Source organism: Cryobacterium sp. 10C3, assembly GCF_034314285.1.
In the GTDB taxonomy this organism is placed as follows: domain Bacteria; phylum Actinomycetota; class Actinomycetes; order Actinomycetales; family Microbacteriaceae; genus Cryobacterium; species Cryobacterium glucosi.
On sequence record NZ_JAVIWF010000002.1, the window covers coordinates 3,464,398 to 3,476,489 of the forward strand.

Annotated in this window: 10 protein-coding genes, 2 tRNA genes and 2 pseudogenes; 7 read left to right on the forward strand and 7 right to left on the reverse strand. The window is 65.7% G+C overall.

Annotation, left to right across the window (positions count from 1 at the left end; translation table 11 throughout):
* Positions 1-42: 42 nt before the first annotated feature.
* The 5 genes and pseudogenes from serS to RGU41_RS17415 all read left to right on the forward strand — a co-directional run bounded on the left by serS (position 43) and on the right by RGU41_RS17415 (position 3,848).
* A pseudogene (gene serS, locus RGU41_RS17395) lies at positions 43-1,306 on the forward strand (serine--tRNA ligase).
* A complete protein-coding gene (locus tag RGU41_RS17400) occupies positions 1,303-2,112 on the forward strand; it encodes an HAD family hydrolase (protein ID WP_134449151.1) in 810 nt (269 codons plus the stop codon). The pseudogene serS and the gene RGU41_RS17400 overlap by 4 nt, the downstream one beginning before the upstream one ends.
* Positions 2,113-2,253: 141 nt before the next feature.
* A tRNA-Ser gene (locus RGU41_RS17405) sits at positions 2,254-2,338 on the forward strand.
* A 41-nt stretch (positions 2,339-2,379) separates the two neighbouring features.
* Entirely contained in the window at positions 2,380-3,663 is a 1,284-nt protein-coding gene (locus RGU41_RS17410) for an LCP family protein (RefSeq protein ID WP_241975523.1), read from the forward strand.
* A 94-nt stretch (positions 3,664-3,757) separates the two neighbouring features.
* Positions 3,758-3,848, forward strand: a tRNA-Ser gene (locus tag RGU41_RS17415).
* Between the two features lie 76 nt (positions 3,849-3,924).
* Here the strand turns inward: RGU41_RS17415 and RGU41_RS17420 are convergent.
* The 3 genes and pseudogenes from RGU41_RS17420 to RGU41_RS17430 form a co-directional block, all read right to left on the reverse strand.
* Positions 3,925-4,116: pseudogene (locus RGU41_RS17420) on the reverse strand (tyrosine-type recombinase/integrase); the annotation flags it as partial.
* 415 nt (positions 4,117-4,531) lie between these two features.
* Positions 4,532-5,632, reverse strand: a complete 1,101-nt coding sequence (locus RGU41_RS17425) for an SDR family oxidoreductase (protein WP_241985116.1) — start codon at positions 5,630-5,632, stop codon at positions 4,532-4,534.
* A gap of 10 nt (positions 5,633-5,642) precedes the next feature.
* Entirely contained in the window at positions 5,643-6,506 is an 864-nt protein-coding gene (locus RGU41_RS17430) for an alpha/beta hydrolase (RefSeq protein ID WP_322136942.1), read from the reverse strand.
* A gap of 164 nt (positions 6,507-6,670) precedes the next feature.
* Between RGU41_RS17430 and RGU41_RS17435 the strand changes: the two genes are divergently transcribed.
* Positions 6,671-7,243: a TetR/AcrR family transcriptional regulator gene (locus RGU41_RS17435; protein WP_166787370.1), complete on the forward strand. Its 573-nt coding sequence runs from the start codon at positions 6,671-6,673 to the stop codon at positions 7,241-7,243.
* Positions 7,244-7,930: 687 nt separating this feature from the next.
* On the opposite strand, the gene RGU41_RS17440 is transcribed toward RGU41_RS17435, so the two are convergent.
* Together RGU41_RS17440 and RGU41_RS17445 are read right to left on the reverse strand one after the other, a co-directional pair.
* Entirely contained in the window at positions 7,931-9,253 is a 1,323-nt protein-coding gene (locus RGU41_RS17440) for a replication-associated recombination protein A (protein WP_322136943.1), read from the reverse strand.
* Positions 9,254-9,335: 82 nt separating this feature from the next.
* The gene (locus RGU41_RS17445; RefSeq protein WP_134449147.1) at positions 9,336-9,725 is read right to left on the reverse strand and encodes an MmcQ/YjbR family DNA-binding protein; all 390 of its coding nucleotides are present in this window, start codon (positions 9,723-9,725) and stop codon (positions 9,336-9,338) included.
* An 87-nt stretch (positions 9,726-9,812) separates the two neighbouring features.
* On the opposite strand from RGU41_RS17445, the gene RGU41_RS17450 reads away from it, so the two are divergent.
* A complete protein-coding gene (locus RGU41_RS17450) occupies positions 9,813-10,421 on the forward strand; it encodes a TetR/AcrR family transcriptional regulator (protein ID WP_322136944.1) in 609 nt (202 codons plus the stop codon).
* Here RGU41_RS17450 and RGU41_RS17455 read toward each other — a convergent pair.
* Both RGU41_RS17455 and RGU41_RS17460 read right to left on the reverse strand, forming a co-directional pair.
* The gene (locus RGU41_RS17455) at positions 10,418-11,308 is read right to left on the reverse strand and encodes an NADPH:quinone oxidoreductase family protein (RefSeq protein WP_241975245.1); all 891 of its coding nucleotides are present in this window, start codon (positions 11,306-11,308) and stop codon (positions 10,418-10,420) included. The two genes, RGU41_RS17450 and RGU41_RS17455, sit on opposite strands and share 4 nt — an antisense overlap.
* A 256-nt stretch (positions 11,309-11,564) precedes the next feature.
* The gene (locus RGU41_RS17460; RefSeq protein ID WP_134558333.1) at positions 11,565-12,038 is read right to left on the reverse strand and encodes an aromatic ring-opening dioxygenase LigA; all 474 of its coding nucleotides are present in this window, start codon (positions 12,036-12,038) and stop codon (positions 11,565-11,567) included.
* Positions 12,039-12,092 lie beyond the last annotated feature (54 nt).

Consider the following 12,092-nt stretch of genomic DNA (forward strand, 5'->3'; position numbering starts at 1 on the left):
AGGCTAGCAAGGCGCTCCGGCGGGCGCTTGTAGACTGGCACGGTGATTGATCCTGTACTGCTGCGAGAGAATCCCGATCTGATCAAGCGTTCGCAGAAGGCGCGGGGCGCTTCGGTCGAAGCTGTCGACGCCGCGCTCGCCGCGGACACGGCCAGGCGCACCTCGATCAAGGCCTACGAAGACCTGCGCGCCGCCCAGAACCAGTTCGGCAAGCAGGTCGCGAGCGCGCCCCCGCCGAGAAGAAGGCCCTCGTCGCCGAGGCCCAGGCCCTCGCCGCCCGGGTCAAGGCCGCTGCGGCGACCGCGACGGATGCCGAGGCGGACTTCACCGGGATCGTCCGCACCCTCGCCAATCCCATCATCGACGGCGTCCCGGCCGGAGGCGAGGAGAACTTCACCACGCTCCGCACCCACGGCGAGATCCCCACCTTCGACTTCGAGGCCCGCGATCACCTCGAGCTGGGCGAAATGCTCGGCGCGATCGACATGGCCCGCGGCGCGAAGGTGTCCGGAGCGCGCTTCTACTTCATGCGCGGCATCGGAGCCCGGCTCGAGATCGCCCTGATGAACATGGCCCTCGACCGCGCGCTCCAGGCCGGGTTCATCCCCTGATCACGCCCACGCTCGTCCGCCCGGAGATCATGGACGGCACCGGCTTCCTCGGCGAGCACGCCGACGAGATCTACTACCTTCCCGCCGACGACCTCTACCTCACCGGCACGAGCGAGGTCGCGCTCGCCGGGTACCACTCCGACGAGATCCTCGACCTGAATGATGGCCCGCTGCGCTACGCCGGCTGGTCCACCTGTTACCGCCGCGAGGCCGGCTCCGGCGGCAAGGACACCCGCGGCATCATCCGGGTGCACCAGTTCAACAAGCTCGAGATGTTCACCTACGTCCTCCCCGAGAACGCCGAGGCAGAGCACGACCGCCTCGTCGCCCTGCAGGAGGGCATGCTGCAGTCCCTCGGTCTCAGCTACCGCGTGATCGACGTCGCAGCGGGCGACCTCGGGTCGAGCGCGGCCCGCAAATTCGACATCGAGGCGTGGGTGCCCACCCAGAACGCCTACCGCGAGCTGACCAGCACGAGCAACTGCACCACGTACCAGGCCCGACGTCTGGACATCCGCTATCGCACCGAATCGGGCAAGACCGCGCCGGTCGCCACCCTCAACGGCACCCTCGCGACCACGCGTTGGATCGTCGCGATTCTCGAGACGCACCAGCGAGCGGATGGCTCGGTGCTCGTCCCCGAGGCGCTGCGGCCCTGGCTCGGCGGCCTCGAAGTCCTCGAGCCGATCCGATGACCGCGACCGTCTCGCCCTGGCTCGTCGCCCTCGACATCGACGGAACCACCGTGCACGAAGACGGTTCGATCAGCCCCGCCGTGCTCGAGGAAGTACAGCGGCTCACCCGCTCCGGGCACGAGATCATGCTCGCAACCGGTCGTTCGACGGCGGCCACCCTGCCGGTGCTCGAGCGCCTCGACATCACGCCCCGCTACGTGGTCTGCTCTAATGGCGCGATCACCCTGCGCCGGGACCTGACCGCGCCGACCGGGTATCGCCGCGAATGGGTCGAGACCTTCGACCCGAGCGAGGTGCTGCTCTCGATCCGCTCGCACCTCGGCGACGCACGCTACGCCGTCGAAGACGAGCACGGCTTCTACCGGTACACCGAACCCTTCCCGGATGCCACCATCGGCCTCGACAGTGAACACGTCGAGTTCGACGAGCTGCTCCGCCACGAGGCCACCCGCGTCGTCGTCATCTCGCCTGACCACGAGATGGAAGACTTCCTGCAGGTCGTCGAGCAGATGGGCCTCAACCGGGTGAGCTACTCGATCGGCTGGACCGCGTGGCTCGACATCGCGCCCGACGGCGTCAACAAGGCCACCGCAATGGAGCGGGTCCGAGCCGAGCTGGACATCCCCCGTGCCCGGGTGATGGCCGTCGGTGACGGACGCAACGACATCGAGATGCTCGAGTGGGCCGGGCTCGAGGGCCGCGGCGTTGCCATGGGCCAGTCCCCCCATGAGGTGCTCGCGGCGGCCGGGGAGATCACGGGAGCCGTGCTCGACGACGGCCTCGCCACGGTTCTCGCGTCGCTCTGACGCCGCTCCGGCACCCCTCCGAACCGCCTCGCTGCGGGCGTCCCAGCCTGCTGGCAGGGTGAGGAAGGCGCGATCGGCTAGAATCGGTCGGTATTCGTGTGTTGTCGACCGGGCGTTCTTCGCCGGACCGGGCCGCGAACGGGAGGGCTGTCCGAGCGGCCGATGGAGCCAGTCTTGAAAACTGGTGGACAGAAATGTCTCGTGGGTTCGAATCCCACGCCCTCCGCACGAACCCGTTACCCGGCCGGCACCACAGAAGGGATCTGAGTGAGCGACCAACCGAGACTCCGTTCCGCACGATCCCACAAGCTCAGCACCATCGCGCGGCACGGCCGGTTGAAGCACTCGAACCCGGTCGTCACCGTCGTCAAGTTCCTCGCAGCGGCCATGGCCGTCGTGCTCGTCAGCGGCGTCTCCGTCGCCGCGATCGCCACCCTCGACGTCGCATCGAGCGCGCAGCCCGGTGTGCACCTCGCCAACGAGACGAACGGCCCCGTCCCGCAGATCGGCGCCATCACAGGCGGCGTCAACCTCCTCATCGTCGGCAGTGACAGCCGCAAGGGCCAGGACCCGTCGTTCGGCCCGGAGGACTCCACCGGCGACCTCAACGACGTCACCATGCTCCTGCACATCTCGCAGGACCACACCAACGCCTCCGTGATCAGCTTCCCGCGCGACATGTTCGTGCCGATCCCGGCCTGCCCCGACCCGAGCGGCGGCACGTTCAATTCGATGAGCCGCCAGAAGATCAACACCACGCTCACGTACGGCGGGCTCGCCTGCACGGTGCTCACCGTGGAGAAGCTCACCGGTCTGACCATCCCCTTCGCGGCCGAGGTCCAGTTCAGCGGCGTGATGGCCATGTCCACCGCCGTCGGCGGCGTACCGGTCTGTGTCGCCGAGGAGATCCAGGACGAGTACACCGGCACCTTCCTCAAGCCCGGCATGCACACCCTCGAGGGTGTTGCGGCCCTGCAGTTCCTCCGTACCCGCCACGGTGTGGGCGACGGCAGCGACCTCACCCGGATCAACAACCAGCAGGTCTTCATGTCGGCCCTGGTGCGCACCATCAAGAGCGCGAGCACGCTGTCGGACCCGCTCAAGGTGTATTCGCTCGCGAAGGCCGTGACCGCCAACATGAAGCTCTCCGATAGCCTCAACAACGTCTCCGTGATCGCGTCGATCGCGGTCGCGCTCAAGGACATCGACCTGAACCAGGTCGTCTTCGTGCAGGTGCCCACCGGCGGCACGACCGGCGGAGTGCTCCCGCTCCAGCCCGACTTCAAGGAACTCTTCACCGCGGTCGCGGCCGACAAGGCCCTCAAGCTCGGCGGTACAACGGGGCGCGGCGCGACGCTCGACCCGAGCGCGACCGCGACTCCGACGCCCGCCGCGACGACGGATGCTTCCGCGACGCCCGATCCCACGGCATCCGCCGGCGCCACCCCGATCCCTACCCCGACGGACGCCACGACCCTGTCGGAGTCGGCGACCGGCCAGACCGCCGGGGAGCTGACCTGCTCCGTCGGCCGCACCCTCAACAACCAGTAGGCGCGGGCCTTCGGGCACCCGTGCAAACGGATGCCGCCGGTACGGTTATGATTACACTCGTGTGTTTGCTCGGTGAATTCTGCGCAGGCGCCAAGGAGACGTCGCATAGTACGGCTTAGTGCACCACCCTGCTAAGGTGGAGTACCCTTCACGGGGTACCGTGGGTTCAAATCCCACCGTCTCCGCACGTGTCTTCCCCCTACATCCCAGTGTTTTCAAGGGATGTGGGGGTTTTTCTTGGCCAAAATCCTCCCGTGGCAACACTTTGGCAACACTTGAGAACGTGGCAGCCTGATTCAGGAGGGTGGCAACGGCGTCCAGGTCGGCATCGAAGAGGTCCGCGTAGATGTCCAGGGTCATCGCGGCGGAGGCGTGGCCGAGCATCCGCTGCACCGATTTCACGTTCGCGCCGACGCTCACGGCGAGACTCTCGGCCGTGTGCCGGAGGTCATGGAGGGGCAGGTGACAGAGCGTGATCTGGCGATGGTCGACTGGCTGGGCATTGTGCGTTGGCGGAAGTCGATGCGATCCGGTGGGCCCTGGGCGCGATCTGGGCGACGCACGATGCGATCGGGCGGCAGCCGCCGAACCTGTTCCGGCAGACCACAAGGCATGAGGTCTCGGTCGCGACGGTCTCGGCCCGATATCTCGCTCTCGGCTGGCCATGCTCTTGAAGTGCCAACGTGGCTCGCGCAGTTGTCAGAGTCGAATCTTGACCGGAACGATAGACGAGGGCGCCGTCGGCCCTCTGCGATGCAGCTCCTGAACACCTGTTCCGATATTTGATGCGATGAGGAGTCGTTGAAGACCAAGGTGGTCGTGCGGCAGTTGGCTCACATGTGCTGCCGCACGACCCGTGGATCGTCCTTTAGCTTGCGCTGCGCGCTCCGACTACTCCGCCGTCGACGAGGAGGTCGGTGCCGGTGATGAAGGAAGCCGTCGGGCCGAGGAGGAAGGCTGCGGCGTCGGCGATGTCGTTCGGGGTTCCGAGTCGGCCGGCGCCGGAGGACTCGATCATGGCACGCATGACGTCGCCGTGTTCGCCGTTGAGTTCCTGCTGGCCGAGTGGGGTGGCGATAACCCCGGGGCTGATCGAGTTCACGCGGGCTCCGCGGCGGCCCCAGGCGACGCTCGCGGCCTCGACGCGCAAGATGTTGCCGCGCTTGGCGTAACCGTACGCCGCACCGGGGTCGGTGAGGGCGCTGATGAACGGCAGCTGCGCGAGACTGGCCGGGTCATCGTTAGCGAGCGCCTCCTCGTCCTGCTGTGTCAGGTCGATGCCGTATCCGGCCATGCTGGAAATGACGAGACCGGCACCGCCTGCCTCGACGACGGCCGCGAACTCCTCCAGCATGTTTGCCACACCGACCAGGTCGACGGCGGTGATTGCGGCGGCGGATGCCTGGACGGGCGACAGTCCGGCGGTGTGGATGACCTGGAACACGGGGCCCAGGGCCGCCGCCTCCGCCGCGAGCGCGGCCATCGATTCGCGGGAGGACACGTCGACCTTGCGGTCTGTCACGTCGTACCCGTCGCCGCGCAGGGCGGTGCGCACCCGGTCGAGGGCATCCTGGCTGAAGTCGGCGATGAGGAGGCGCTTGCCGGTGCCCTGGCGGCGGGCGATGAGCTCACCCATGCCACCGACCCCGATGACGACGACGACTTCGCCCCTCAACTTCGACGGGAGGTTGACCGGGGCTGCGAGGTCGCCCGCCTCCTCTTCGGCGTCTTCGGAGGGCGCTTCGCCGCCATTGGCGCGCAGGACGAGGTCATCGATCACGGACTGGGGCATCTGTCCCTGGCTGAGGCTGACGAGTTTCTGGAGCGCGAGCATGCGAACCGGCCTCAGCGCCAATTCGGTCTGTCCGCCGCCCGCGAGCAGGTCCCGGATCAGAGGAGCACCCACCGGATGCTTCAACCACTCGCCGATCGAGGACTTCGCGGTGAGGGGCTTGTCTGTCTTCGCCATGGGATTCTCCTTAGTTATTTCCGGTGATCGTGAGCTGTTGCTTCAGCCACGCGAGCGCGTCTGCAGAATATTTTTTTGCTATAGGAGCGCTGATGGCGACCGATTCGAAAGCGTGGGGTGCACCGGGGACGACGACGAGAGTGCAGTCGACGCCCGCCGCCGAGAGTCCTTCCGCATAGCTGCGGTCCTCTGTGAAGAACAGTTCGATGTCGCCCGTCCCGATCCACGCGGCAGGCAGGCCGGAGAGGTCACGACGTCGCGACGGCGCCGCGTAGGCAGGAACCTCGGGACCGCCGGGCGCGTCACCGAGGTACGCAGTCCAGCCGGTCAGATTAGATCGGTTGTTCCAAAGGAAATTGTTCTCGGCGTCTCGCGTGCGGTCTGCTGCCGTCCGATCGTCAAGCATCGGGCAGAACAGGAGTTGTGCGATGGGCTGCACCGGAAGTTCGTCGTGGATGCGCAGCGCGAGGCCCGCAGCGAGGCCCCCACCCGCGCTTTGTCCGCCTACCGCGATGCGCTCCGGGTCGATGCCGCGTGCTTTCGCATTGTCCTGCAGCCAGCGCCACGCCTGGAGGCAGTCGTCGAGTGGGGCAGGATAGGGATTCTCGGGTGCGAGGCGGTACTCGACGGACACGGTGACGATGTCGAGCTCGTCGGCGATCTGGATGAGGCGCGCGTCTTCCTGCGACGCCGCGCCGATCACCATGCCACCGCCGTGTAGGAAGAGCAATGCGGCGCCGGATCCCCCGAAGCGGGAGTGAAGACGCGCACGCCAGCACCTGGTCCGAAGTCGATCTTCTCGAAGGTCATTCCTGTGGGGCGCTTCGGTTGGGGCGCAGCACGGAGGAGTCGACGGATGGCCCTGATCCGCCACAGTCGCCCGGTCGGCAGGTTCGGGACGAAACGATAGATTGCGCGCAGTTCAGGGTTGAGCTGGGAAGCCTTGATGGGAATCTCCTTGGTTGCGCGGCGGATGCGATAGCGCCGATATTACGATACATCTGCCTCGTAATGCGAGTACGAACTTATACTAGACACATGACGAATGCTGCGCGAGGGAGACCCCGCAGTGAATCCGTTCGACGCTCCATCCTGGAAGCAGCCCGGGACCTGATCGCCGAGCGCGGCTATCAGCAGCTCAGCTTTCAAGCGATCGCAACGCGGTCAGGGTGCGGGCGCCAGACGATCTACCGGTGGTGGGCCTCCAAGGCCCTCATCGTCGCGGACCTCGTATTGGAGGGGCAACTCACGCTGCCCCAGCAACCGGTGCCGGACACGGGATCGCTCGACGTCGACTTGACTGAGTGGCTCGAACGGATCACGGCGTCCCTCCGGGACCCTGCCGTCGCCGCGCTCACGCGTGCGCTGATCTCGGCGGCCTCCGACGATCAGGGTCACGCCCAACTGCTGTACGCCATGACGACCGGTCCCTATCACCAGGGCCTGGTTGATCGGCTCGCGCGCGGCCAGTCGCTCGGCCAGCTTCGTGAGGCCGCGGACCCCGCGGCACTCGCGGATGCGCTCATCGGGACGGTGCTGTTCAGAACCCTCATCGCGGGTGCTCAGCCGGCGGGAGCGTCCGCCGTCATTCGGGCACTCACGGCTCCGTGATTATTCTCGCGCCGCGCCGCGCCGCGCCACGCCACGGCTGGCATGGACATCGTGGGCTTCGAGGTGCGGGACCGGGCTGTCGGAGCTAGTCACCAGGGCGGTCCTCGAGCGCGTCGAAGCTTGTGCTGATGATGTTGTCCGGCCAGGCCGACGTGTCATCGACAAGCGGATTTGGAACGTCATCGACAATTCCAACCTAAACGCAGTTTGTGTTGGAGAGTGAACGACGAATCAAAGTCGAGTTGGAACGAGATCTCAAATGCAAACGAGATAGGTGTACTAGGCAATCGAGAGGAGGCCCGTGCTCACATCCTGCCTGCAGCTCAAGCAAAATGCGTTTGTCGCGAGTGAGTCAACAGCACCCTAACTCCGTGAATCTACGGGATTCGCGGACCCTCGGCTGTGCTTCGAGCAGCCGGTTTCGACTACGGATCAGGAGGTCGGGAGCGACGACCGCGTCTGGGCTCCAAGAAGGGCCGTGGCAACAAAATGGCAACACTCGTACAAAAACCACGTGATCGAGCGACGTCCGAGTTATCGAACTTCCGCGTAATTATGCGGTTCGTGAGCGTCGAAGAGTCCAGATGATTGCTCGGCCAGAGTTCAAATCCCACCGTCTCCGCACTGTAAGGCCCCCGAGATCCGCGTAATTACGCGGAAGTCCGGGGGTCTTTTTCATTGCCCGGATTAGTCGGGGTCGGATTCGGGAGTACGGCCACTGGCGGAACCGTCCCGGAGCTGGGCCCAGTGGCGAAGCCGTGCGGAGATGGCTCGCTCATATCCCTCGGCGGAGGGTTCGTAGAAGGTCTGTCGGGGTATGCCCTCTGGGAAGAAGTTCGCGCCTGAGAACCCGTTCTCGGTGTCCGGGTCGTACTGATAGCCCTCGCCGTACCCGAGATCTTTCATGAGGCGGGTTGGGGCATTGAGGATGTGCGCGGGCGGCATCAGCGATCCGGTCCGCTTCGCGGCGGCGCGGGCCTTGTTGAATCCGCGATACACGCCGATCGACTTCGGCGCGGTTGCCAGGTAGATGACGGCCTGCGCGAGTGCGAGTTCTCCCTCTGGTGAACCGAGGCGATCATAGACGTCCCAGGCGGCGAGGGCCTGTTGAACGGCGTTCGGGTCGGCCATGCCGATATCCTCGGTGGCGAATCGGGTGATGCGGCGGGCGATGAACAGGGGGTCTTCACCGCCGTCGAGCATCCGTGCCAACCAGTACAGGGCTGCGTCTGGGTCGGAGCCGCGCATCGACTTGTGGAGAGCGGAGATGAGGTTGTAGTGGCCTTCCTGCGCTTTGTCGTATAGCGGTGCCCGTCTCTGCACGGCGGCCGCGAGGGCTGCCGGGTCGACGGGTGCGGGCAGGGCGTGTACCTGCTCGATCATGTTCAGCAGGTACCGGCCGTCACCGTCCGCCATCGCGATCAAAGCCTGACGCGCCTCATCGGTCAGCGGTAGCGGCTGACCGATGAGCGCTTCGGCGCGGGTGATGAGCGTGCTGAGCGCAACGTCGTCGAGGCGCTTCAGAACGAAGACCTGGGTGCGGGAGAGCAGTGCTCCGTTGAGTTCGAAGCTGGGGTTCTCCGTGGTCGCGCCAACGAGGATGACGGTACCGTCTTCGACGTAGGGAAGGAACGAGTCCTGCTGGGCGCGGTTGAAGCGGTGGATCTCGTCGACGAACAGCAGCGTGCCTTGACCGACCTCGCGCCGGCGCCGCGCTGCTTGAAACACTTTTCGAAGGTCGGCGACGCCGGCGAAGGTGGCAGAAAGGGGTTCGAACGCGAGGTTGGTCTGCTCGGCGAGAAGCCGCGCGATCGTGGTCTTGCCGCACCCGGGTGGCCCCCAGAGCACCATCGACATGAGTCTCTGTGCGTTGACCATTCGCCCGATCGGTGCGTCCGCCCCAAGAACATGGCCCTGCCCGATGACGTCGTTCAGGGTGCGCGGCCGGAGCCGATCAGCCAGCGGCCGTGACTCGTCGTCGATGTCGAAGAGAGACGGTGTCTCGCTCACGACTGCCGCTTGTCAAAATAGTGACCGCTCGTGATCGTGCCGACGCTAGGGGTGTGCTGCTGCAGCTGCCCGCGCGAGAGCGTCACAGTCCGCTCCGGTGGCCGAACAGTTCGGGATCGACCGGGCGTTTTGCGCGTGGCAGATTCTCGACCACGAGGAGGTAGGACTCGGTGACGAGATCGTCGATGAGAGACTCGTGCAGGTCTCCGCCTGGATTCAAGGTGATCCAGTGCTGCTTGTTCATGTGGTAGCCCGGCGTGATGTCCTTGTGCTGCTGGCGGAGAGCTCGGCTGTCTTCCGGGTCCGCCTTGACGATCACGATCGATTCACCAGTAATTTCGGTGATCAGCATGAAGACCTTTCCACGGACTTTGAATACTTCCCAGTCGGGTCCGAAGGGGTGCTCGAGCTCCGCGCCGGGAAGCTCCCCGACGCGCTCTCGGGCGTGTTGCTGGAGTGTGTCACCCTGCATGTCGTCCTCCTGGGGTCACTGCCCGTTTCTGGGCTTTCTGAATCTGCGTACAATGGTACATACTTTGTCTGACATCGAGGAGGTTGTGTGAGGAAGGGCAAGCCGAATGACCCGGAGCGCCGAACCCGGATCCTTCGGGCAGCACTGGAGGTCATCGCGTCAGAAGGCGTGCACGCGGCGTCATATCGACGCATCGCCGTGCAGGCCGGCGTGCCGCTCGGGTCCACGACGTACTATTTCGCCGACCTGGAGACGTTGATCGTCAGCGCGTTCGAGACCTTGAGAGACGGACTCGAACCGCGATACGCGGCCCCGATGCGCGACGCCCGTCTCGACACTGATGTCGTTGACGCGCTCGTGGCCACCACGTGCGGGTCGACAGCTCCAACGCTCACGGACATCCGCTTGTATGAGGAGATGCACCTCTACGGCGCGCGCAGTCCCCGGGTTGCGGAAGTCCTCCGCGACCTCCAAGAGGAGTCCCTCATGGTTCTTCGCCGCTCTCTGCCTGATGGCACGGCCCGTGCTGTCGACGCCCTCATGTGGGGGTGGTGGAGCTACCGGGCACTCCACCCCGGCGATCCGCTCGATCAGGGCATGGTGCGCAGCGCCTATCGAGCTCTGGTCGATATAGCCGTCACCCGCATGGAGCGCGGCGACCGGCGAGGAGTAGCCGAGAGCACCCCCGGCGTCTAACGGCGGGGGTGCACCGTGAGAACGGTCTTTCCGACAGCCCGTCGTTCATCCAGGGCGGCGACCGCTTCGGCGGCCTCCTCGAATGCCACCACCTCGTGGATCACCGGGGCGAGCGCGCCTCGAGCGACGACCGGTGCCAGGCGTTCCCATTGGGCCGTAAGCGAGACGGAGCAGGTCGGCATCAGTCCCTCCCACGCGACGCCGATGATGGTCGTGTTGTTCAGGAGCAGGCGGTTCACCTTCACGGTGGGGATGCTGCCGCCCGTGAAACCGAGAACGAGGAGCCGCCCGCGGGTCGCCAGCGCACGCAGCGAGTCGGTGAACCGTTCGCCACCGACAGGATCGAGCACCATGTCCACCCCGCGGCCGTTCGTGATTCTGCGAGTCTCGCTCAGGAAGTCGTGAGGCCGGATGACGTGGTCTGCCCCGACGTCTCGCGCCAGTTGCGCCTTTTCCGGCGTGGAGACGACGGCGATGACCTCGGCGCCGCGCAGCTTCGCCTGTTGGGTGAGTGCGACTCCGAGACCGCCCGCGGCGCCATGGATGAGCACCGTCTCGCCCGCACGGAGATTGCCGCGTTCCCCCAGGGCGAATTCTGCGCTCAGGACGTTGATGGGCATGGCCGCCGCCGCGATGAAGTCGATCTCATCCGGAAGGGGCAGGACGCGATCCGCAGGCGTGACCACAAAGTCTGCGAACGCGCCAGAACCGGCAACGCCGAGAACGCGGTCGCCGGCTGTGAATCCCGAGTCGGCATCGGCGTCGACGACGATCCCGGAGAACTCGCTCCCAATTGTGAACGGAACCGGGACGCGCAGCTGGTACTCGCCCCGAGATTGCAGCACATCCGGGTAGGCGATCCCTGCGGCATGAACCTCTACGAGCACTTCGCCTCGTGCGCGGACGGGAATCGGGATCGTGTGTGTTTCGAGTAGCCGGGGTCCACCGTGTGTGGTGTTCCGCACTGCCCGCATTGTCGTCGCACGTGAGTTCATACGTTCAATCATGCCGACAAGTGACTTTGCGTCGGCCGCCAGACCTGGGATCTTCCGCGCGCCAACAGAGCCCGGGGCGAAAGTCATCCCTGGAGCGGCACGGCGCCAGCGGTGACAGCCCCGAGAATTCAGGCGCCAGATTGGTGAATCAGCGCGATCCACCTGCGTCGACTCGACGCAGTTGCGTACCCACGATCAGAAAGAAGGCCCCGAGTCCGCCGGCGAAGGCGCTGACCCCGTAGGCGAGCACGGACGTCAGCAGCGAGGTGCGCAGCGATGCCCCTGTTGAAAGCGCCGCGCTCTGTTTGCGCAGCTCGACTGCCTCGTCGCTGGTCGCGTCAAGGCCTCTCAGGGCCGCACTGATATCGGCGAATGTGCGCCCACCCGCTCCGCGCTCAGCATTGTTCTTGATGACGAGCGCCTCGACGTAGGCCGTCACCGGCCCCTGCACCGTCTTGCCCGCGAGAATGGGCGCGTTGCCGGGTACTGTGATCTTTTCATCGCGCAGCTGCTTCGTGACCGTGAGCCACGCACCTGCTCCGACGGCGACGAAAAGCGAACCGGCCGCAATGGTAAGACCTGCGGTGCGGCGAAGGGCGATTGCAGTGGGCAACGACGACATCGATCATCCTTTCGTGAAGCGGAACACTCGAGTGTCACACAGTTCTGCATGCCG

Coding starts and splice junctions, on each gene's coding strand:
- RGU41_RS17400 (WP_134449151.1), top strand. CDS start 1,303: ATGACCGCGACCGTCTCGCCCTGGCTCGTCGCCCTCGACATCGACGGA.
- RGU41_RS17425 (WP_241985116.1), bottom strand. CDS start 5,632: ATGGCGAAGACAGACAAGCCCCTCACCGCGAAGTCCTCGATCGGCGAG.
- RGU41_RS17435 (WP_166787370.1), top strand. CDS start 6,671: ATGACGAATGCTGCGCGAGGGAGACCCCGCAGTGAATCCGTTCGACGC.
- RGU41_RS17445 (WP_134449147.1), bottom strand. CDS start 9,725: ATGCAGGGTGACACACTCCAGCAACACGCCCGAGAGCGCGTCGGGGAG.
- RGU41_RS17460 (WP_134558333.1), bottom strand. CDS start 12,038: ATGTCGTCGTTGCCCACTGCAATCGCCCTTCGCCGCACCGCAGGTCTT.